At 26.7% G+C, this 21,364-nt stretch carries 22 protein-coding genes and 1 tRNA gene; 21 read left to right on the top strand and 2 right to left on the bottom strand.

Features of this window, described 5'->3' with window-relative positions; all coding sequences use genetic code 11:
* Window positions 1-16: 16 nt before the first annotated feature.
* The 14 genes from ACA135_RS07840 (at window position 17) to hisH (ending at window position 11,180) form a co-directional block, all read left to right on the top strand.
* Complete coding sequence (locus ACA135_RS07840) at window positions 17-430, top strand: NUDIX domain-containing protein (protein ID WP_409198194.1); 414 nt, start codon at window positions 17-19, stop codon at window positions 428-430.
* Between the two features lie 166 nt (window positions 431-596).
* On the top strand, window positions 597-911 hold the full coding sequence (locus ACA135_RS07835) for a transcription factor S (protein WP_409198193.1): 315 nt from the start codon (window positions 597-599) through the stop codon (window positions 909-911).
* A 126-nt stretch (window positions 912-1,037) separates the two neighbouring features.
* On the top strand, window positions 1,038-1,646 hold the full coding sequence (locus ACA135_RS07830; RefSeq protein WP_409198192.1) for a hypothetical protein: 609 nt from the start codon (window positions 1,038-1,040) through the stop codon (window positions 1,644-1,646).
* A 152-nt stretch (window positions 1,647-1,798) separates the two neighbouring features.
* The gene (gene pcn / locus ACA135_RS07825; RefSeq protein WP_409198191.1) at window positions 1,799-2,533 is read left to right on the top strand and encodes a proliferating cell nuclear antigen (pcna); all 735 of its coding nucleotides are present in this window, start codon (window positions 1,799-1,801) and stop codon (window positions 2,531-2,533) included.
* A gap of 94 nt (window positions 2,534-2,627) precedes the next feature.
* On the top strand, window positions 2,628-3,641 hold the full coding sequence (locus ACA135_RS07820; RefSeq protein WP_409198190.1) for a hypothetical protein: 1,014 nt from the start codon (window positions 2,628-2,630) through the stop codon (window positions 3,639-3,641).
* 389 nt (window positions 3,642-4,030) lie between these two features.
* Complete coding sequence (locus tag ACA135_RS07815; protein ID WP_409198189.1) at window positions 4,031-4,309, top strand: 50S ribosomal protein L44e; 279 nt, start codon at window positions 4,031-4,033, stop codon at window positions 4,307-4,309.
* 8 nt (window positions 4,310-4,317) lie between these two features.
* On the top strand, window positions 4,318-4,497 hold the full coding sequence (locus ACA135_RS07810; protein ID WP_409198188.1) for a 30S ribosomal protein S27e: 180 nt from the start codon (window positions 4,318-4,320) through the stop codon (window positions 4,495-4,497).
* A gap of 130 nt (window positions 4,498-4,627) precedes the next feature.
* Window positions 4,628-5,410 carry a translation initiation factor IF-2 subunit alpha gene (locus ACA135_RS07805; RefSeq protein WP_409198187.1) on the top strand — a complete coding sequence of 261 codons (783 nt, stop codon included), beginning with the start codon at window positions 4,628-4,630 and terminating at the stop codon, window positions 5,408-5,410.
* A 59-nt stretch (window positions 5,411-5,469) separates the two neighbouring features.
* Window positions 5,470-5,637 (top strand): RNA-protein complex protein Nop10, encoded by a 168-nt coding sequence (locus ACA135_RS07800; RefSeq protein ID WP_409198186.1) that lies wholly within the window; start codon window positions 5,470-5,472, stop codon window positions 5,635-5,637.
* Window positions 5,638-5,660: 23 nt separating this feature from the next.
* Window positions 5,661-6,431: a proteasome assembly chaperone family protein gene (locus ACA135_RS07795; protein WP_409198185.1), complete on the top strand. Its 771-nt coding sequence runs from the start codon at window positions 5,661-5,663 to the stop codon at window positions 6,429-6,431.
* A 143-nt stretch (window positions 6,432-6,574) separates the two neighbouring features.
* Window positions 6,575-7,762, top strand: coding sequence for a redox-regulated ATPase YchF (locus tag ACA135_RS07790; protein ID WP_409198184.1), 1,188 nt, complete (start codon window positions 6,575-6,577; stop codon window positions 7,760-7,762).
* 126 nt (window positions 7,763-7,888) lie between these two features.
* On the top strand, window positions 7,889-9,391 hold the full coding sequence (locus ACA135_RS07785; protein ID WP_409198183.1) for a catalase: 1,503 nt from the start codon (window positions 7,889-7,891) through the stop codon (window positions 9,389-9,391).
* Between the two features lie 96 nt (window positions 9,392-9,487).
* Window positions 9,488-10,570 carry a Ni-sirohydrochlorin a,c-diamide reductive cyclase catalytic subunit gene (gene cfbD, locus ACA135_RS07780; protein WP_409199108.1) on the top strand — a complete coding sequence of 361 codons (1,083 nt, stop codon included), beginning with the start codon at window positions 9,488-9,490 and terminating at the stop codon, window positions 10,568-10,570.
* Between the two features lie 13 nt (window positions 10,571-10,583).
* Window positions 10,584-11,180: an imidazole glycerol phosphate synthase subunit HisH gene (gene hisH / locus ACA135_RS07775; protein ID WP_409198182.1), complete on the top strand. Its 597-nt coding sequence runs from the start codon at window positions 10,584-10,586 to the stop codon at window positions 11,178-11,180.
* Window positions 11,181-11,255: 75 nt separating this feature from the next.
* On the opposite strand, the gene ACA135_RS07770 is transcribed toward hisH, so the two are convergent.
* A complete protein-coding gene (locus ACA135_RS07770; RefSeq protein WP_409198181.1) occupies window positions 11,256-12,392 on the bottom strand; it encodes a carboxypeptidase-like regulatory domain-containing protein in 1,137 nt (378 codons plus the stop codon).
* Between the two features lie 458 nt (window positions 12,393-12,850).
* On the opposite strand from ACA135_RS07770, the gene ACA135_RS07765 reads away from it, so the two are divergent.
* The 7 genes from ACA135_RS07765 to ACA135_RS07735 all read left to right on the top strand — a co-directional run bounded on the left by ACA135_RS07765 (window position 12,851) and on the right by ACA135_RS07735 (window position 20,391).
* Window positions 12,851-14,215 carry an AIR synthase-related protein gene (locus tag ACA135_RS07765; RefSeq protein WP_409198180.1) on the top strand — a complete coding sequence of 455 codons (1,365 nt, stop codon included), beginning with the start codon at window positions 12,851-12,853 and terminating at the stop codon, window positions 14,213-14,215.
* 123 nt (window positions 14,216-14,338) lie between these two features.
* A tRNA-Arg gene (locus tag ACA135_RS07760) sits at window positions 14,339-14,412 on the top strand.
* Between the two features lie 86 nt (window positions 14,413-14,498).
* The gene (truD, locus tag ACA135_RS07755) at window positions 14,499-15,794 is read left to right on the top strand and encodes a tRNA pseudouridine(13) synthase TruD (RefSeq protein ID WP_409198179.1); all 1,296 of its coding nucleotides are present in this window, start codon (window positions 14,499-14,501) and stop codon (window positions 15,792-15,794) included.
* A 60-nt stretch (window positions 15,795-15,854) separates the two neighbouring features.
* Window positions 15,855-16,247 (top strand): DUF126 domain-containing protein, encoded by a 393-nt coding sequence (locus ACA135_RS07750; RefSeq protein ID WP_409198178.1) that lies wholly within the window; start codon window positions 15,855-15,857, stop codon window positions 16,245-16,247.
* Between the two features lie 27 nt (window positions 16,248-16,274).
* Window positions 16,275-17,498, top strand: a complete 1,224-nt coding sequence (locus tag ACA135_RS07745) for an amidohydrolase family protein (RefSeq protein WP_409198177.1) — start codon at window positions 16,275-16,277, stop codon at window positions 17,496-17,498.
* 187 nt (window positions 17,499-17,685) lie between these two features.
* On the top strand, window positions 17,686-17,895 hold the full coding sequence (locus tag ACA135_RS07740; protein ID WP_409198176.1) for a heavy-metal-associated domain-containing protein: 210 nt from the start codon (window positions 17,686-17,688) through the stop codon (window positions 17,893-17,895).
* Window positions 17,896-17,943: 48 nt separating this feature from the next.
* Complete coding sequence (locus ACA135_RS07735) at window positions 17,944-20,391, top strand: heavy metal translocating P-type ATPase (RefSeq protein ID WP_409198175.1); 2,448 nt, start codon at window positions 17,944-17,946, stop codon at window positions 20,389-20,391.
* Between the two features lie 91 nt (window positions 20,392-20,482).
* On the opposite strand, the gene ACA135_RS07730 is transcribed toward ACA135_RS07735, so the two are convergent.
* Window positions 20,483-21,343, bottom strand: a complete 861-nt coding sequence (locus ACA135_RS07730; RefSeq protein ID WP_409198174.1) for a hypothetical protein — start codon at window positions 21,341-21,343, stop codon at window positions 20,483-20,485.
* Window positions 21,344-21,364 lie beyond the last annotated feature (21 nt).

The following is a 21,364-nucleotide window of genomic DNA, read 5'->3' as shown; positions in this document are numbered from 1 at the left end:
TCTGAGGCATGGTTTAATGTCCTATCATAAAAAACCATCAATAACTGTTGATATTTTTATTTATAATGAAAATAAAGATTTTATTCTTATTAAACGTAAAAATAATCCTTTTAAAGATTGTTGGGCATTTCCAGGTGGTTTTGTTGATTATGGTGAAACTACTGAAAATGCTGCAATTCGTGAAGCTAAAGAAGAAACTAGTATTGATGTCAATTTGAAAAAACAATTTAAAGTTTATTCAGATCCTTTAAGAGATCCTAGGGGCCATACAATCACGGTTGTGTATTTGGCTGAAGGGGACATGAATATGCGATGTGCAGATGATGATGCTAAGGAAATTAAAATATTTTCATTTGAAGATTTACGTAATATTGACTTAGCTTTTGATCATAAACAAATTTTACATGATATATTTGATTATTTGAATTAATTTTTTCATACTAATTTTTTTATTTTTCTTAATTTTTTTAAAATGAAATAAAATTAACTTTAAATATTAGTAATTATAACAAATAAGTAATATAATTAAATCTTACTTTAAAGGTTTAATAAAAATCAAAAATTTTTAATTAATATCATTATATTGGAGGTAAATTATGGATTTTTGTCCGAAATGTGGAGGAATGATGCTTCCAAATGGCGATAAACTTGAATGTAAAACTTGTGGCGAAACAAAAACTTTAAAAAAAGGCAATGAATATGAAAAAGTGTCTGAAGAAATTAATACTAAAGATACTGTTGTCATGACTGATGGAAATGTCACTACTCGTCCAACCACCAATGTTATATGTCCTGAATGTGGACATGGTAAAGCAGAATGGTGGTTACAACAAACTCGTAGTGCTGATGAAGCTCCTACAAGATTTTTCAAATGTTTAAAGTGTAAGCATACTTGGAGAGAATACGACTAAAATTTTTATTAATTAAATTTATAATCTTGGGATATTATTAAGGAAAAATCCAATAATAACTTAAATGAAGGAGAGAATCCTAAATCTGAAGAAAATTTTAAAGATTCAGATACAGAAATACCTATCTTGAAAAGTTCTAATAAATTTTTTAATAAATATATTAATAAATCTTTTTTAATAACATTTATTACAATAGTAATTGGTATTCTATTTGTTGTATTAGGTGTTTACCTTTTTGGAACTAGTTCAGATAAAGTAGTGGATAATGTTTTATCTGGTGAAACAGCTACATCTTCTGTATTTTTGATTATTTTAGGTTTTATCATTTTAGCTATATCATTTTTTATAAATTTTTCGTCTAAAAATTCTTTAGGCAAAACTTTTGATAATATAAAAAATATTGAGGAGACAGATGATTTTTCTGATTCTAAAAAATCTGATATTTCTACTAATCCAAAATCTAATATTAATTCTTCTGATTCTAACGATACTATAAATTCTAAAAATGGAAAAATTAAAAATGATTTTAAATCAATTTTTAATTTCGAAAAAATAAATAAAAATATAGATTTTAACTCAAATTCTTCTAAAAAAGAAAATAAGGTTTCTTTTACTGAAAAACGTGTTGATAAAAAAGATTCAAGTGTTAATAATAATTCAGTTTCATTTGAGGAAGCTTTAGATTCTGTGGATAATTTAGTTAAGAAATCTGAATCTTTTGATGATGAAAAATAATAAATTTTATATTTTTATTTTTTTAAAAATTTATATAAGATGAAAAACTAAATTATAGTATCATAATATTATATTTTAATATTAACTTATTTGTTGACTAATTAATTAGTTAATTGGTCTTTTGTTGAATTTTAATTGAGAGATGATTTTGAATGTTTAAAGCTGAATTAAGTGATCCTAACATTTTAAAAACAAGTTTTGATGCAATATCTTCCATTGTTGATGAAGTGCAAATACAAACTGATAGTGAAGGTATCCGTTTGGATGCCTTAGATCGTAGTCATATCACATTTGTGCATTTAGAGTTAAAGGCAAGTTTATTTGATGAATATGTTTGCGATGAACCTGAAAAGATTAATATAGATACTGATGAATTAATGAAGGTATTAAAACGTTCTAAATCTAATGATCGTGTGATAATGTCATTAGATGAAGGAAATTTTATTATTACCTTTGAAGGTGAAGCTAAGAGAACTTTTAAGATTAGACTAATTGATATGGAGTATGAAGCTCCTTCTCCTCCAGAATTAGAGCACCCTACTAAGTTTGATATTCCTTTCGCTCTTCTAAAAGATTCTATTCAAGATATGGATATATTCTCTGATAAAATAGCTTTAATTGTTGATTCTGAAAAATTTAGAGCATCAGCTGAAGGTGAATTTGGGGATGCAAACATAGAATATTTACATGGTGAAAAAATTGATACAGAAGCAAAATCTATTTTTTCATTAGAAAAAATAAGAGAAATGTTAAAAGCTGATAAATTTTCAGATGTTGCAACCATTAAACTTGGAAATGATATGCCTTTACATTTAAGTCTTAAAATGGTCTCAGAAGATGGAGAGCTTAGTTTTTTACTTGCTCCTAGAATAGAAGCGGACGATTAATTTCGTTTTCTATTTTTTAACTTTTTTTACTTATTTTTTTACATATTTTCATAAAATTATTTTTTATTTAATAAATTAATTAGAGAGGATTATAGTGGAAGAATTTTTTCAAACTTTACGTCAAATTCAGAAAAAAGAGCGAAATAATAGTTCTTTAGCTAGAGTAGGAGATAATTTTTATAAAAATGTTAATAATTATATTAATGAACTTAAAACCACTGTAGGTCCGGATCCTTTTTCAGATAAACAATACCTTTTAAAAGATGCTCAAAGAATTGCTACAGAAATATGTGAACGCAGAGAACATAAAATAACTGAAGCTGCATTAATGAATATTCATAGGTCATATCATTTATTTAAAAAAGGAAAACCCCAATTTGATTTTCTTGATACAACTCCTTTAAATTTAACTAAAGAAGAAGAAACTTTATATTTTTCATTAATTGATACTTTAAGGGATCATAGGGGAAATATATCTTTGGATAAATTTACTGAAGAATTAGAAGATAAAGAAGATAATATAGAATTTAAATCTAATAATGTAAAAAAAGCTTCAGGTGAATCTTTAAAAGAAATTAATACTTTAAATGAAAAAGAAAATAATAAACAAAGCAGTGATTTTAAAAATTCAGAAAATTCCAAAAATTTTAAAAATGATGAAGTTTTAGATGAACTTCAAAAAATTAAAAATGCTAAAGTTTTATCTGATGAAAAGTTTGAACCCATTGAAAAGCAATTACGAAAAAGTAATTCTAATTTATTAAAAAATCAATCCAAAAATTCTGATTTAAATAAAGAAAATGAAATAAAAAATAATAAATCTACTCAGCAAGAAAATTCTAATTTATCTGATATTTTAAATAGAATTGATAATCAATTTGTAGATTTTAACGAAGAGACTCAAGAGGAATATAATAATTATTCAAAAAATATTAATCAAAACTCTATAAATGACACATTACTCATTTTCAAAGATGTAGAACCAATAATTGGGGTCGATGAAAAAGTTTATGGTCCTTTTTTTTCTCAAGACATTGTTGTAATGCCAAGGGATAATGCAAAAATTTTTGTAAAGTATAGGAAAGCAAGATTAATTAAAATTCCTTAATATTTTTAATACTTTTTTAAATAAAAAAACATTAAATTTAAATATTAATTGATTATAAAATACAATATGTATCTATTTTATGGTAATAAAAATTTTATATAAATTAATTTTTATTTATTGTTAAATAATTTAAGATTAACTCTATTAAGTTAATTCTTAAAAAATACATTTATAAATTAATAAGATATTTAATAAAATCTTTTTAGTTTAGTAATGTAATATTCAGCTACTAAGAAATTTAATAGATTCTTGGGTGTTGTTTATTGTAATTATTTTTATAGATATGTCATCAGCTATTGGGAAATTTAATTGATTCCTTTATAGTATTTTTAGAAAAAATAGATGAAAAAAGGAAATCTGAAAAATTCAGATTGTATTAAGGTGATTAAATGAAGATACCAAAAGAAAAAAGAAGATATTGTCCTAATTGTAAAAAACATACAATTCATGAAGTTCATACAGCTAAAAAACGAAAAGCAAGTGAATTAAAATGGGGTCAAAGACAATTTAGAAGAGTTACCGCTGGTTACAGAGGTTATCCAAGACCTTTACCTGCAGGTAACAAACCGATTAAAAAATTAGATTTAAGATATAAATGTAAAGAATGTGGTAAATCTCATATCGGTAATTCTTTCAGAACAGGAAAACCTGAATTTGTATCTAAATAGGTGATAAAATGGCTAGTAAAGGTAGAGGAAACTTTTTAAAGGTTAAATGTTTAGATTGTGATAATGAACAAATTATCTTTGATCGTGCAGCTTCTGATGTAAAATGTATTATCTGCGGTAAAACTATTGTAAAATCACGTGGTTCTAAAGCAAAGATAATAGCTCATATTGAAGAAGTTTTAAACTAAATTCTTTTTTTATTTTTTTTCATTAAAATTTTAAAAATTGGTTTTTAGTTTTTTTAATTTTATATAAAATATAGATTTTAATTAAAAATTTATTTTTAATTTTAATCTTAAAAACTATTCAGGTGTTTAAATGGTAAGAAAAAGTCAAGAATGGCCAGAAGAAGGAGAACTAATTGTTGGTACAGTTTATAAAGTTCTTAATTATGGTGCATTCGCAAAACTTGAGGAATATTCTGGAAAAGAAGCTTTTATTCATATTTCTGAAGTTTCATCTGGTTGGGTTAAAAATATTCGAGATCATGTAAGAGAAAATCAAAAGATTGTTGCTCGAGTATTAAGAGTTAATCCAAAAAAAGGGCATGTTGATGCATCATTAAAAAGAATAAGAGAAGATCAAAGAACAAAAAAGATTCAACAATGGAAAGTTGAACAAAAAGCTGAAAAATTCTTAGAATTAGCAGCTAAATCTTTAAATAAAGATTTAAACACAGCTTACAAGGAAGTAGGTTATGAAATCATGGATATTTTTGGTGATGTTTATGGTGCGTTTGAAATTGCTGCTGATGAAGGAAAATCTTCACTTACTGATGAAGGTATCAATGAAGAATGGGCTGAAGCTATCACAGAAGTAGCTAAAAATAATATAACTCCTCCAGAAGTTCATATAACTGGTTATGTTGATATAGAAACTTATGAATCAAATGGTGTAGATATAGTTAGAAAAGCTCTCGAATCTGCTGAAAAAATTGAAGATGTAGAAGTTCAATGTGTTGGTGCTCCACGTTATAGAATCACAGTTAAATCAACTGATTATATCTTAGCAGAAAAAACACTTAAAAAAGCTGCAGATAATTGTATTAAAGTCATTGAAGATTCTAATGGTAAAGGCGAATTTTTACGAGAATTAGATTAAAATTATTTTTAATTTTATAATTTTTACTTTTTTTAACTTTTTTTTAGTAGTGATTTAACATGAAAATGAAAATGCGTAAATGCCCCTTATGTGACATTTATACTATAAAAGATACTTGTCCTAATTGTGGTGGGGAATTAAAAGTTGTTTATCCACCTAAATATTCAATTGAAGATAAATATGGCAAATATCGTCGAAAATTGAAAGAAGAAATGGATAATAAGTAAAAATTCCTTTAAGGAGGAATATTATGAAAAATACTCAAATTAATGTGATTGAAGAGATTAATTTAGATAATCCTATTTTTATAGAAGCACTTCCTGGAATTGGTCATGTAGGTAAATTAGCTGCAGATCATATGATTGATGAATTAGGAGCCACTAAATTTGCCGAAATATATTCTCCTCATTTTCCTCCTCAAGTATTTGTTGGGGAAGATGGAATTATTGAATGTATGGTAAATGAACTTTACTATTTAAAATCTCAAGGAGAAAATTCTCAAGATTTTATTCTATTAGTGGGAAATACTCAAGGATTATCACCAGAAGGTCAATATGAACTTTGTGGCTTAATATTAGATTTTATAGAAAGTTATGGAGTTAAACAATTATTTACATTAGGCGGTTTAGCAACAGGCAAACCGGTTGAAGAAACAAAAGTTTTTGGAGCAGCTACAAACCTCGAAAATATAGAACTTCTTAAAGAAGCAGGTATTGAAATACGTTCTGCTGATGGTGGAATTGTTGGGGCTTCTGGGCTTATTCTAGGATTAGGAAAATTAAGAAATATGTCAGGGGCTTGTTTAATGGGCGAAACTCCAGGCTATTTTATTGATGCTGAAGCTGCTGAGGCTATTCTTCAAAAATTATCTTTAATTTTAAAATTTAATATTAATACTGATGAATTAGAAGAAAGAGCTGAAGAAACTCGAAAATTATTAAATCAAGCTCAACAAATGGAACAAGATATGGTAAATAAATCCATGGGTCAATCTGATGATGATCTCAGATATATAGGTTGATTTTTTTATTTATCATTAAATTTTTATAAATAATTATTATAATTTTTTTAAGTAATTATCTTATATAAAATAAGATTTAACTATTTTTTTTATTTTTAAAAAATTTTTCACATATCTAAAAAAATTATTATAGGGGTGATTAAATGATTCAAATTGCAGTTACAGGAAAACCAAATGTAGGTAAATCATCATTTTTTAATTCAGCAACAGCATCAAAAGTTGAAATGGCTAATTATCCATTCACTACTATAGATGCAAACAAAGCAGTTGCGCATGTTACATGTAAATGCCCATGTAAAGAATTAAATGTTACATGTAATCCGAGAAATTCTATATGCATAGATGGAACAAGACTTATTCCAATAGAACTTATTGATGTTGCAGGATTAGTTCCAGGAGCTCACGAAGGTAAAGGTTTAGGTAATAAATTTTTGGACGATTTAACTCAAGCAAAAGTTTTTCTTCATGTTATTGATGCTTCAGGGTCTACTGATGAAGAAGGAAATCCTGTGGATTTAGGTTCACATGATCCTTTAGAAGATATAGGATTTCTTGAAAATGAGATAGTAATGTGGATGTATGGAATACTTAACAGAAATTGGACAAGATTAATTCGTAAAGTTGGTGCGGAACACTTAGATATTTCAAAAGTGATTTATGATCAATTATCTGGTACTGGTATAATGCTTGAAGATATTATTGAAGCTTTAAGAGGTTTTGAACCGGATTATACAAAATGGGAAGAAAAAGATTTAATAGAATTAACTAGAAAAATTTTAAATATTGCTAAACCAATGTTAATAGTTGCTAATAAAGCGGATTTACCTGGTGCTGATAAAAATATTGAACGTATTAAAGAAAAATATTCTAATGTAGTTCCTGCTTCAGCGGAATCTGAACTTGCTTTAGTAAGAGCTGCTGAATCTGGTTTAATTAAATATGTTTCAGGAGATTCTGATTTTGAAATATTAAATCCAGAAAAATTAAATGCTAATCAAATAAAAGCACTTGAATATATTAGAACTAACATTTTAGAAAAATATGGCAGTACCGGTATTCAAGAAGCTTTAAATAAAGCAATATTCGAATTACTTAATATGATTGTTGTTTATCCAGTTCAAGATGAACATAAATTTACTGATCAAAAGGGTAATGTTCTTCCTGATGGTATTTTAGTTCCTAAAGGTTCTAATCCACATGAATTAGCATATATAATTCACTCTGATATTGGTGATAAATTCATGTTTGCTGTTGATGCTAGAAAAAATATGCGCATAGCTAGTGATTATGAATTAATTGATGGAGATATAATTAGTATTACCACACATTAATTTTTTTTATTTTCTTTTTTTGAACTTTTTTTATTAAAAATATTTATTTTTTCATAATTATAAAACGAAAACTTTTTTTATTATTTAATACTATATTTTAGTAATTAATTGTTATAAGGTAATATTATGGTAAAAAAAATATTAACAACTAATAAAGGTGCCCCTGTAGCAAATGATCAATCATCTATTACTACAGGTAAAAAATCTAGTTATGCTTTATTACAAGATACATATCTTGTTGAAAAATTAGCACATTTTGATAGGGAAAGAATACCTGAAAGAGTGGTTCATGCTAAAGGTGCTGGAGCTCATGGTTATTTTGAGGTTACTCATGATTTGTCTGAATATACTAGGGCTAAATTTTTATCTGAAGTAGGTAAAAAAACAGATGTTTTTGTTAGAATGTCTACAGTAGGTGGTGAAAGAGGGTCTGCTGATTCTGTACGGGATCCACGAGGGTTTGCTGTTAAATTTTATACTGAAGAAGGGAATTATGATTTAGTGGGTAATAATACTCCAATATTTTTTATAAGGGATGCAATTAAATTTCCAGATTTTATTCATACTCAAAAAAGACATCCAACTTCAAATTTGTCTGATGCAAATATGGTTTGGGATTTTTTTTCTTTAACTCCTGAATCATTACATCAATTAACATTTTTATTTACTGATCGGGGAACACCGAGAGATTTTAGACATATGCATGGGTTTTCATCACATGCTTATATGTGGTATAATGAGAATGAAGAATATGTATGGGTAAAATATCATTTTTTAACAAAACAGGGCATAAAAAATTTTACAGATGAAGATTCTGTTAAAATGGCTGGTGAAAATCCGGATTATGCAACAGAAGATTTATACAATTCTATAGAAAATGGGAATTATCCGGAATGGAATGTTTTTGTTCAGATAATGACAAATGAAGAAGCTAAAAATTATAAATTTGATCCATTTGATGTTACAAAAGTATGGTATCATTCTGATTATCCTTTAATACCATTAGGTAAACTTGTATTAAATAAAAACCCTAATAACTATTTTAATGAAGTTGAGCAATCTGCATTTGCACCTTCTAATTTTGTGCCAGGTATTGGTCCATCTCCGGATAAATTATTACAAGGACGTTTATTTGCATATGAAGATACACAAAGATGGAGATTAGGTGCAAATCATCATCAAATACCCATAAATCAAACAAAAAATCAAGTTTCTACTTATCAAATGGATGGGCCGATGAATGTAAATAAAGGAAGTCATTATCCTAATTATTATCCAAATTCTTTAGAAGGCCCTAAACCTGAAGCATGTTTTAAGGCTCCAACTATTGATGTCCAAGCAGTAATTGATAGACACACTCAACAGGTAGAAGATGTTGATTTTGAACAAGTAGGTGAATTTTATAGAAGAGTTTTAAATAAGGAAGATAAATCACATTTAATTTCTAACATACTTAATAGTATTTCAGGAGTTAATGAAAACATTCAATATAGGCAAGTTGCTTTATTTTATAAAGCAGATATTGAGTATGGGACTAGAATTGCAAATGGTTTAAACTTAAACATTAATAAAGTTGAAAAATTAGCCTCAATGACTCAAGAAGATAGGATTAAATCAACTTTAAGTTAAATTTATTTTTTTTTTAAACTTTTTTTAGAAACTTATATAACTTTTGTATTCAATAAAGTATATTAGATTAAATTTTATCAGGTGAGTAAAAAATTGATGCATCCACGTCCTAGCCCTATTGCGGCTTCATTATATACTTTAAGAGATTTAAATGCTGATGTTATTATTATGCATGGTCCTCATGGCTGCTGTTTTAGAACTGGTAGGCTTCTCGAAACTGATGGTGTTCGTGTAGTCACTACAGCAATGACAGAAAATGATTTTATTTTAGGTGCTTCAGAAAAGTTAGAACAAACACTTAAAGAAGTTAATGAAGTGTTTAAACCAAAACTTATAGGTATTGTTGGTACCTGTGCTAGTATGATTATTGGGGAAGATTTAAAAGAACCTATTGAAAAATTAAATTTAGATTCTATAATTTTGCCTGTAGCCTCCCATGGTGGTTTCGGTGAAGGTGATAATACAGAAGGGGCTATTGCAGTATTAAAGTCTGCTGTTGAATATGATGTAATTCCTCAAGAAGAAGCAAATCGTCAAATTAAAATGCTTAAATTAGCTACCGAAATTGAGAAAACAAGAGGTATGGCTAAAGGTAATTATATTAAACCAAATTTTGGAGACAATAAAGAGAAAGTAGCTAAAATCATTGTTAAATATTTGGCTGAAAACAAAAAAGTTTGTTTCATTTTAAATGCTAAAAAAGAGACATCTTATCTATTTGCAGATATAATAAATTTTAATTATGAAGATATTAATCCTAATAATAAACCTATGATTCTTGCCAATTTGGATGAAAATATTGGGTTACCTAGAATAAGAAATCATGCTATTAATGTAAAAAATGATTTAAAAGAAAATAATGTTAATATTGATTATATTACTGGAGGTTTAGATGAATATCCGATTGCTCCAAAAATTGCTGAAAAATTTTTAGAAGCTAATGATTTTGATTTGGTAGTTGTATTTGGAGTTCCTCATGCTTTACATATAGAAAATTTTAGCTGTAAATCTATAGCTATAACTGATGGGCCAAGGTTAGTTCAACCCTTAAAAGATTTAGGTTATGATTATGTAATAGCAGAGTTAGATGCTCATTCAAAAACATTAGGAACAGAAAAAATTGTTGATTCAGATTTTGGCATGATGATTAGATCAGTAATTAATTGGGAAAATGAGTAAAGAAGGATTATAAATGATAACAATAATTAATTATAATAGTGGAAATCTTAGAAGTATTCATAATGGTTTTACTAAAATAGGTTATAATGCAGAAATTACCAGTAATCCTGAAAAAATAGCTGATTCTGAATTTTTAGTTCTTCCCGGAGTAGGTGCTTTTGGAAGTGTTATGAAAAATATTGAACCATTTAAAGATTTAATATATGAACATATTAATGATGATAAACCATTTTTGGGGATATGTTTAGGTTTACAAGTTTTATTGTCTTCTAGTGAAGAAGCTGTTGGTATTAAAGGCCTTAATATATTTAAAGGTAGTGTTAATAAAATACCTTACGGTAGAAAAATTCCTCATATGGGATGGAATAAATTGAATGTGCTAAAAAATTGCCCTATTTTAGAAGGAGTGGATGGTAAATATTTTTATTTTGTTCATTCTTATCATGCAAATCCTGAAGATGAAGAAATTGTTTCAGGGATCACGGATTATGGTGTAAATCTAGTAGCTTCTTTATCTAATAATAATTGTTTTGCAACACAGTTTCATCCAGAAAAAAGTGGTGTTGCGGGACTTAAAATTTTAAAAAATTTTGTTAATTTAAAAAAATAGTATTTAAATTTTTATAATAAAAAAATGGAAGAAAAAATATTATTTATTCTTCCGATATATTCTAATTTTACTTTATTAAGCATTGTTAACTGTTAATACAGTACTTGAACTTGAAGCTGCATAATAATAACTTCCAGCATAAGAACATTTAACAGTATAATCTCCTGCACCTAAATTAATAGGTAATGTTCCAATTCCGTTACTGTTTGTAGTTACAGTATAAGTTTTACTTAAACTTCCTTTAATAATCTTAACGGTTACTTTTGTATTTGGGAATAATAAACCATTACTTTCTTGAACAATTATTGTAAGATTTTTTCCTTTAGTAATATTAAATGTGTTATTTTGTGTTCCGCTGATACCTACAGTAGTTGGCATTTTATGTGAAGAATGATAAATTGTAATATTATTAGTTTCGGAACAACCTGAAGTTATACCATCACCATTGTATGAAAAAGTAATAGTATATTTTCCAGCACCTAAATTAATAGGTAATCTTGCATATCCATTACTATCGGTGGTTGTTGTATAAGTTTTATTAGAATTACCATTACTAATGGTATAATAAACTTTTTGATTTCCTAAAACTTGGAAATATAAATTGTATAAGATACTTCTAAAACTTTCACCTTTATGGTTTACTTCAAAATTATTTTGAATTACTCCACTAGGTATTTTATATACTGTAAAGTTTTTAAAATTAGATCCATCGCCACAACTTGCATCTACACTATAATATCCTGGAAATAGGTTTATATCTAAAAATGCTTGACCATTTGTATCAGTGGTTGCCCAGTAGATTTTGCTTGCACCATCACTTAAACGGGTTAAGTTTAATGCAATATGTTGTCCTACTATAACTTTTCCATTGGTAAAATTGGTTAAGTTGATGGTTAAATTTTTTGGATTTTTATATATTTGTCCAAAGTCTTCAACTGTTACATTAAATTCTTTTGTATTATTAGTTTGAGGGGTAATATTTGTATTGTTGTTTGTATTATTACTTCCATCACTTAATAAATTAATACTTTCTGCATTATTCACGTCATTTGTATTATTTTGAGATTCAACACTTAATTGAGCATAGTTAATATTATTATCATTAGAGATTCCAGTTCCATTATCAATATCCGCTGCAGAAACTACAGATAATGATGTTGTAACTACTGTGATTAATAATAATATTAAAATAATTTTATTAAATTTTTTCATATTATTTTTTCTCTTTATTATATTTTTTTTTAAAAAAAGCTAACAAAAATGAAGTTAGCACTATTTTACTTATTTTTTTTATATTATTTAAATTTTAGCTTATAAAAATTATATTTTTATGTATTTGTTCCAATTTCTGGAACGTTTTTTTAATTATGTCATGTTATAATTTTTATAATCGTGTTTTTAAGTCAAAATTTTTAGTTTTCATATTTTTTTAAAATTAAATAAAGTTTTAACATATACTTTTTTATTCTTTTTAAATATTTTTTAGGTCTCTAAAATTTAAAATATTCTTATTTATTTTAAAAAGTTTTCATGATTTACATAAATTATATAAAACAATAAAATCAAACTATTATAATATTAAATTAATTATTTTAATAAAAAAATCATGATATTTATTGATTAAAATTTAAATATATTACTTTTTTTTATTTCATTATTTTGGTGTAAAAATGGATATTGAAGGTTTTGTTAGACGTAGAATTAAAACAACAGATGAAAAAACACTTGAAACACTTTTAGCAGATAGAATTAGAGAATATAAAAATGTTGATGAAAATTATTCTAAATTAATGGCAAAAAGTGTAATTGAAGAAGTTAAAAACACATTAAAAGTTGAAAACTCAAATGATGAATTTCTAAAAGAAATAATAAATATACCAAAAGCGGATATTTCAATGGGTAAAATGGGTGTTGGATCTAGAGGTGCTGGTGACTTTTTTGTACATAGAAAAATTGCTGAAATTGTGTCCAGTGCTAATACCTCTTCATTAGTAAATCCTTCAGCTCAAGATGATGGGGGTGTAGTAAAAGTAAACACTGATCAAGATGTTTATGTAACAACTGCAGTAGATGGTATACATTCTCGTTTAAGTGATTATCCATTTTTAGGAGGGTTTCATGTAACTCGAGCAACACTTAGAGATGTATGTGTGATGGGAGCAGATCCTATAGCTATATTAAGTGATGTTCATTTGGCTGATGATGGAGATGTTGGAAAAATATTTGATTTTACTGCAGGTGTTGCTGCAGTTTCAGAATTAATAGATACTCCAATTGTTGCTGGAAGCACCCTAAGAGTTGGTGGAGATATGGTTTTAGGAGATCGATTTGTTTCAGCAGTAGGGAGTGTTGGTGTCTCTAAATATCCTCCTACTGCACGGAAAGGAGCAACACCCGGGGATGTTGTTTTAATGACTGAAGGTTCTGGAGGAGGAACTATAACTACTACAGCATTATATAATGGTTTTTTCGATGTTGTATGGGATACTCTTGATATTAGTTTCATTAAAGCTTCTAATGCTTTATTTAATAATGATTTAATTAAAGACATACATGCTATGACTGATGTAACTAATGGGGGTCTTCGTGGTGATGCTCATGAGATTTCATCTGTAACTGGGGTAGGATTGGAATTTTATCAAGATAAATTAAGAAAAACTGTAGCTCCTAATGTACTCAAAATGTTAGATACTCTAAATATAGATCCTTTAGGTGTTTCAACTGATTCCTTAATGTTAATTGTTCCTCCTGAAATTGTATCTGATGTTACTAATGTAATTCAATCTGCAGGAGTTAATATTTTTGAAATTGGTAAAGTAGATAATAAAAAGACTCCTAGATTAATAAAAGAAGATGGAAACGTAGATATTCTTGAACCTTTATTCAGGGAAGCTGCTTATACTAAAATAAAAAAGCTTCGTGGTGAAAATACTCCTGAAGATTTTGAAATAATGAAAGAGAAAGTTCAAAAAGCAGCTAATAATTCAATTAAAAAGAAAGAAAAAGTTATTGATTATATTAATAATCAAAAATAATTTTTTTCCTTTTTATTTTTTAAAAATTTAATAATAATAGTTATATACTAAAAAGAGTAATATAAAATTATAAACTTATAAATTTTAAGTTTATAAAAACAATATTATTTTTAATAATTCATTGCCCTGATGGTGTAGCTTGGATAACACGTAGGATTGCGGATCCTATTCCCCGGGTTCAAATCCCGGTCAGGGCATTATAAATAATTTTTAAACTTACAAATATTATTTTTTATAGAAAACTATACTTTTTTCAAATATTTATTTTCTTGAGGTTTTGTTCATGCTTAATGCAAATGTATATGTTACAAAAGATAAAGGGATTGGAGGAACTATTAGAAATCGTTATGAAGATTTTTATGTGGAAGAAATTCCAGAAATAGTTCCAGAAGGTGAAGGTCCAAATATATGGATTTGGATTGAGAAAATTGGAAGAACAACTTTAGATGTTATGTTAGATATTTCTAGAGATTTACATATAGACCGTAAACGGATGGGTTTTGCTGGAATGAAAGATAAAAAAGCTTTAACTCGTCAGTGGCTTTGTGTTGCAAATATGGATTCAGAAGAACAATTGAAACAAGTTGAGGATTTAGCTGGAAATATTTATAAAACCCAATTTTTAAAAATTATTCGTGGAAGAAAAAAGTTACGTATGGGCCAATTAAAAGGTAATAAATTTAAAATTTTAATTAAAGATATAAATGGAATGGAAACAGATGGAGATAATACTGAAATTATTTCGGATGCTGCTTCAAGAGCTTCAAAAATATTAAAAGAGTTAGAATTTACAGGTGTTCCTAATTATTTTGGTTGGCAAAGATTTGGAAAACCTAGAACAAATACTCATCTTGTTGGTGAAGCTTTAATACACAATGATTTAAAAGAAGCAGTAAGGTTGTATATTGGTAATCCTTCTCCTGAAGAACGAAATGAAAATCAATTAGCTCGTCAAGCTTATGATGATGGGAATTTAGAAAAATCTTTTGAATTAATGCCTAAAGGAATGCGTTATGAAAAGATGATGATTAAAGAACTTTTAAAAGAATCTAAGAAAAAAGATATTTTAGATGATGATTCTTATAAACGTGCTATTCATGCACTTCCAAAGCCTTTACAAAGAATGTTTGTTAATGCATATCAATCATTTATTTTTAATAATGTTGTTAGTCATAGAGTGAAAATGGGATTAGATAAATATATTGATGGAGATATTGTAATTGATAATGAAGAAAGGATTGTTAGAGATAAAACTCATGAGGAATTTCAACATTTAGTTTCTAATTTTGAAGTTAATCAAACTTCTCCATTATTTGGAACTAAAGTTCCTTTTGCTGAGGGTGAAGTTGGGGATATGGAAAAATCCATTTTGAATAGTTATAATTTGACAAGAGAAGATTTTGAGTGTCCTAAAATGCCAAAACTTGGGAGTCATGGTTTGAGAAGATCAATGAGATTTCAAATTTGGGATACTATGGCTTCATCCACTGATGAGGGTGTTTTAGTTGAATTTTCTATTAATAAAGGTTCTTATGCAACTGCTGTTTTAAGGGAAGTTATGAAAGTGGATGTTGTTTAGTTTAAAAAATTTAATAATAAATTATATTATTTATTCAAATTATGGTTTTAGGTTGATTTTATGATAAAATGTAGAAAAATTTCAAGAGGGAAAAGTACTGGTGAATTAATAGTTAGTAATAAACCATTAAGTTTTTTAGGGGGAGTTAATCCAGATTCTGGTGTAGTTATTGATCCTCATCATGACCTAAGTGGTCAATGTATTAAAGATAAAATTTTATTTATCCCTGGAGGAAAAGGTTCTACAGTAGGTTCTTATGTTATATTTCAAATGAAGAAGAATGGGACAGCTCCTAAAGCTATTATATGTTTAAATGCAGAACCTATAATAGCTACTGGTGCAATAATGTCTGACATACCTATGGTTGATTCTCCTTCTTCTACAGATAATTTAATTAATGGAGTTACTGTTGAAGTAGATTGTAATAAGGGCTTAATACATATTTTATTTTAAATTTAAAATTTTTTTGGGTGTTAACTTATGCAGGAATTATTAATTGAAAATGTTAATTTAATAAATCCTAATGAATCTGAACCATTATCTGATGTTTCAGTATATATTCAAAATGGAAAAATTTTTAATATTGATAAAAATATTGATGTTTCAAATAGGGTTGAAGCTCAAATTATTGACGGTGATAACAAATTTATGCTTCCAGGATTCATTGATATGCACACTCATCTTTTTGCTAATGGCTTTAAAAAAGAAGATAATATGAAAAATCCATTATCAACTCATTTTTTCAATGGTATTATTAATATGCATGATACCATTGATGCTGGAGTTACCACAGTTCGTGATTGTGGTCTTGCAGATATTGGTGCTAAAATGGCTCAAAAAAAAGGTTTGTTTCCATCACCTAAAATGTTATTGAGTGTAACTCCTCTTTCAATTACTGGAGGTCATTTTGATTTAACTTTTAATTCTGGTTTTAATATGGGAATTAAATATCTGGGTTTACCTAATCCTTTATGTGATGGTGTTGAAAATGTTATTCGTAAAACTCGAGAAGTATTTAGGGCTAGAGCAGATTTTATTAAAGTAATGGTAACAGGTGGGGCTTTAAGTGAAAATGATTCATCATTATATCCTCAATTTAATTTAAAAGAGTTAATTGCTATTGTTAAAGAAGCTAAAATGAGAAAATCTAAAGTGGCTGCTCATGCTCATGGTTTAGAAGGTATTAAAAATGCTTTTAAAGCAGGTGTTAATTCAATTGAACATGGTACTTATATTGATAAATCTTTAGCAAAGTTAATGGCCAAAAAAGGAACTCCTATTATTCCAACTATTATGGTAATTGATACTTTATTTAAAAATGGTAATTATTTGGATGATGAAAAAAAAGCTAAAGTTAAAGAATTAAACAAAGTTCAAAAGGAAAATAAAATCATTGCTTATGAAGAAGGGGTTAAAATGTTTATGGGTAGTGATTCTGGGGTTATTCCTCATGGTCATAATCTTGAAGAACTTAAATTTTTAGTTGATTTAGGTATGAATTCTTCTGAAGCTATTGCAGCTGGAACTATTGAACCTGCTAAATTTTTAGGGATTGATGATAAAATTGGTTCAATTGAGCCAATGAAAAGTGCTGATGTTATTTTGTCTAATAAAAATCCTTTAGAAAATATTAGTTCTTTAGGTGATTCTAATAATATTTCTTTAGTTGTTCAAGATGGTAATGTTATAAAGAATACACTTTAATTTATTTTCATGATTTTTTCATAAAAGTATGCTTATTTTAAATAAATTTTTTTGCTTAAATTTATATTTAATATATTGATAAGTTTTAAACATAAAAATTTTTAAAAAATGGATAATAATTTTTATTAAAAATTATATAGTACATATAATAATATATTAACAATAGTTAATTAATGGAGATGAACATATGATTAAAAAAGATATCAAAGTTGACGGTATGCATTGTAACTCTTGTGTATTAGCAGTTCAAAATTCTCTTGAAGATGTAGAAGGAATTTTGAAAGCTAATGCAGATTTAGATTCCGGTATAGTTAAATTAGAATTAGATTCTGATAATGTTTCAAGTGAAGATATAAATGAAGCAGTTAAAGAAGTAGGTTTTAAAGTAGTAAAATAAATATTAATTAAATTACTTTTATTAACCTAATATAGAAAGGAGATTGTAATGGTTAAGTTAAAAACATTGGATATTCCTATAGAAGGAATGCATTGTGCTTCTTGTGTATTAAATCTTAATAATGCATTCAATAAAATTGAAGGAGTTAATAAAGTTAATGCAGATTTAACAAATAACAAACTTCACATTCAAATTAATCCTAAAAAAGTTTCATTTAATGAAATTAATCATGTAGTTGAAACATTAGGATTTAAAACACATTCAGATGAAATAACTTTACGATTAAATGGAATGCATTGTGCTTCTTGTGTTATGAATGTTGAAAATTTTTTAAATAAATTAAATGGTATATTTGATGTTCATGCTGATTTAACTACACAAAAAGTTTCAATCAAATATGATAAATCTAAGGTAAATAAAAATGATATGGAAAAAGTCATTGACTCATTAGGTTTTGAGTTATTAGGAATTGATGGGCAATTAAATATTGATGAAAAACAAATTTACCAAAATGATTTAAATGATAAAAGGAACAGAATCATTGTTGGTTTTATATTCTCAGCAATATTAACATTTTTAATGTATTTTCCTATACATGTTCCATTTATTACAATGGGGGAATTATCATTAATTATAACAATTATTCCTTTTTTATATGTTAGTTTACCAATATTAAAAGCAGGATTTCAAGGTTTATTCCATAGAAACCTTAATATGGATGTAATGTATACAATGGGTATTTTAGTTGCATTTATATCAAGTATACTTGGAACTTTTAATATAATTCTTAACAGCTCTTTTATGTTTTATGAAACTTCATTAATGCTTCCATCTTTTCTTTTAATTGGTAGATATTTAGAATCAAAAGCAAAAAATAAAACTTCTTCATCAATTAAAAATTTAATGGGGTTACAACCTAAAACAGCTATTTTATTAGAACTTCATAATAATAAAATAATTAATCAAAAAGAGATACCTATAGATAATATTAAAGTAGGAGATATTTTATTAGTTAAACCAGGTGATAAAATACCTGCAGATGCTAAAGTTGTTGGAGGTTCTAGTTATGTTGATGAATCTATGATAACTGGTGAACCAATACCAAAAATTAAAGAATTTAATGAAAATGTATTTGCAGGGACTATAAATCAAAATGGAATATTAAAAATTGAAGCTCAAAAAATAGGTAAAGAAACAATTTTATCTCAAATCATTACTATGGTTGAAAAAGCTCAAAGTTCTAAGCCGCCGGTTCAAAGGGTTGCTGATTCTGCAGTTACTTATTTTATTCCAATTATTTTGTCAATAGCTATTACAGTTTTTATTATTTGGTATTATATTTTAGGATCTACATTACTTTTTGCATTAACTACTTTTATTTCTATTTTAGTAGTTGCATGTCCATGTGCATTAGGTTTAGCTACTCCAACAGCAGTTACTGTTGGTATAGGTAGATCTGCTGAATATGGTATTCTTATTAAAAATAGTGATACTCTTGAAACGGCAGGAGATGTTGATGTTGCTATTTTTGATAAAACAGGTACTATAACTGAAGGAAAACCTGAAGTTGAAGATATTATTTCTTATGGAATTAATGAAAATTTAGTTTTAAAGTATGTTGTAAGTATTGAAAATAATTCTCAACATCCTATAGCTAAAGCTATTATCAATAAATCTAATGAATTAAATATTAATTTATTTGATATTGATGATTTCAATAATATTACTGGTAAAGGTCTTAACTGTAAGATTAATGGTCAAAATATTTTAGTGGGTAATTTAAATCTTTTAGAAAGTGAAAATATTAAAATTGAATCATCTGTCTTAGAAACATATCATGATTTAGTTTCTCAAAATAAAACCGTAATATTTTTAGCTATTGATGAAGAAGTTAAAGGAATTTTAACATTAGTTGATAAAATTAAATATAATTCTAAAGAAACAATTAATGCTTTGCACTCTATGGATATATCTACTTATATGGTTACAGGGGATAATGAAAAAACTGCAACAATTGTTGCAGATGAAGTAAATATTGATAATGTTGAAGCTGATGTACTTCCTGAAGATAAATTAAAAATTGTTAAAAATATCCAAAAAAATGATGAAAAAGGTAAAGTTCTTTTTGTTGGGGATGGTATAAATGATGCTCCTGCTCTTTCACAATCAGATATTGGGGTAGCAATGGGTAATGGTACTGATGTTGCTATGGAAAGTGGGGATATTGTTGTTGTAGGAGGAGATCTTGAAAGTGTAGTTACTGCTATTCAACTTTCTAATAAAGTAATGTCTAGAATTAAAGAGAATATTTTTTGGGCATTTGCATATAATGGAATTTTAATACCTATTTCAGCAGGTGTTTTATATCCTACATTTGGAATTATGTTTCGTCCAGAATTTGCTGCTTTAGCTATGGCATTTAGTTCAGTTACAGTAATTTCATTATCATTAATGCTTAAAAGGTATGTACCGCCAATTAAAAGAAGTAGTAATTAGTTTTTTGTTTATTTAATCAATCATTATTTTAAGTTTTATGTATGTTTTGAAATTCATATTTTTATAAAAAAATTAAAAATGTGGAATAATTTTATTCTACATTTTCAGTTAATTTAATTTTAATTTTTCCAAGTTTTGGAGCTAATATGTTATATAAATAACTAGTTATTAATACACATAAAAATGTTCCAATAAATCCAATTAAAATGGCACTAATTAAACTATAAACATTATGTGTTGTAATTAATAATATTATGCCTAAGATTATACTAATAACTAACCCAATAATACTTAGGATTAAGGCACTGTTAACAGGGTTTATTGAATTAATAATAGTCATATTATCTTCTTTTTCTAATCCTAACATTACACCATACATTTTGTTTGTAAGCATATTATAAACATAACAGCTTATTGTAGTTATTATAAAAGTAGCAATTACTACAAAAATTATTGCAAGAATGATTATAATTGGATCACTCATTAAATAAATCATTTGATAAAGCATATAAACTAAAGTTAAATTACCTGCAACCATTAAAACTTGATAAATAACACTGAATACTAATTGTGCAACGAATAAATTAATTAAATAAAATATTATAAACATTATTGTACTGATTATAGTTACCATAACAGCTGTAGGAATAACAGAAATTTCTTTTATTTCCTTATTTTCGAAAAGTTTAATTTTTATGTTCTCTAATTTTGAAGCAAGGATATTATAAATATATGATCTAGTAAATAGTTCAAATATAGATACTATCATTGTACCAAAAATTATTGTTGGTGCAATCATTAAAAGACTGCCAATAGTATTAAATCCTGCACTTATTCCTCCAACAATTAAAAGAATTAATGTAAGTATAATTGCATAAATTACATTTATTCCTGTTCCAATTATTGTTAAAGATGATAAGTCAATGGATTTAAGATTTAAAAATTCAGACATTAATTGTCATCTCCTGTATAA

This window comes from Methanobrevibacter acididurans, from assembly GCF_046197875.1.
GTDB classification, from domain to species: Archaea; Methanobacteriota; Methanobacteria; order Methanobacteriales; family Methanobacteriaceae; genus Methanobrevibacter_A; species Methanobrevibacter_A acididurans.
The sequence above is the reverse complement of the archived record's forward strand: the minus strand, read 5'-3'. Positions and strand labels throughout refer to the sequence as shown.

Coding starts and splice junctions, on each gene's coding strand:
- ACA135_RS07730 (WP_409198174.1), bottom strand. CDS start 21,343: ATGTCTGAATTTTTAAATCTTAAATCCATTGACTTATCATCTTTAACA.
- pcn (WP_409198191.1), top strand. CDS start 1,799: ATGTTTAAAGCTGAATTAAGTGATCCTAACATTTTAAAAACAAGTTTT.
- cfbD (WP_409199108.1), top strand. CDS start 9,488: ATGCATCCACGTCCTAGCCCTATTGCGGCTTCATTATATACTTTAAGA.
- ACA135_RS07815 (WP_409198189.1), top strand. CDS start 4,031: ATGAAGATACCAAAAGAAAAAAGAAGATATTGTCCTAATTGTAAAAAA.
- ACA135_RS07735 (WP_409198175.1), top strand. CDS start 17,944: ATGGTTAAGTTAAAAACATTGGATATTCCTATAGAAGGAATGCATTGT.
- ACA135_RS07750 (WP_409198178.1), top strand. CDS start 15,855: ATGATAAAATGTAGAAAAATTTCAAGAGGGAAAAGTACTGGTGAATTA.
- ACA135_RS07795 (WP_409198185.1), top strand. CDS start 5,661: ATGAAAAATACTCAAATTAATGTGATTGAAGAGATTAATTTAGATAAT.
- ACA135_RS07785 (WP_409198183.1), top strand. CDS start 7,889: ATGGTAAAAAAAATATTAACAACTAATAAAGGTGCCCCTGTAGCAAAT.
- ACA135_RS07835 (WP_409198193.1), top strand. CDS start 597: ATGGATTTTTGTCCGAAATGTGGAGGAATGATGCTTCCAAATGGCGAT.
- ACA135_RS07790 (WP_409198184.1), top strand. CDS start 6,575: ATGATTCAAATTGCAGTTACAGGAAAACCAAATGTAGGTAAATCATCA.
- ACA135_RS07765 (WP_409198180.1), top strand. CDS start 12,851: ATGGATATTGAAGGTTTTGTTAGACGTAGAATTAAAACAACAGATGAA.
- ACA135_RS07740 (WP_409198176.1), top strand. CDS start 17,686: ATGATTAAAAAAGATATCAAAGTTGACGGTATGCATTGTAACTCTTGT.
- ACA135_RS07745 (WP_409198177.1), top strand. CDS start 16,275: ATGCAGGAATTATTAATTGAAAATGTTAATTTAATAAATCCTAATGAA.
- ACA135_RS07770 (WP_409198181.1), bottom strand. CDS start 12,392: ATGAAAAAATTTAATAAAATTATTTTAATATTATTATTAATCACAGTA.
- ACA135_RS07810 (WP_409198188.1), top strand. CDS start 4,318: ATGGCTAGTAAAGGTAGAGGAAACTTTTTAAAGGTTAAATGTTTAGAT.
- hisH (WP_409198182.1), top strand. CDS start 10,584: ATGATAACAATAATTAATTATAATAGTGGAAATCTTAGAAGTATTCAT.
- ACA135_RS07800 (WP_409198186.1), top strand. CDS start 5,470: ATGAAAATGAAAATGCGTAAATGCCCCTTATGTGACATTTATACTATA.
- truD (WP_409198179.1), top strand. CDS start 14,499: ATGCTTAATGCAAATGTATATGTTACAAAAGATAAAGGGATTGGAGGA.
- ACA135_RS07805 (WP_409198187.1), top strand. CDS start 4,628: ATGGTAAGAAAAAGTCAAGAATGGCCAGAAGAAGGAGAACTAATTGTT.
- ACA135_RS07840 (WP_409198194.1), top strand. CDS start 17: ATGTCCTATCATAAAAAACCATCAATAACTGTTGATATTTTTATTTAT.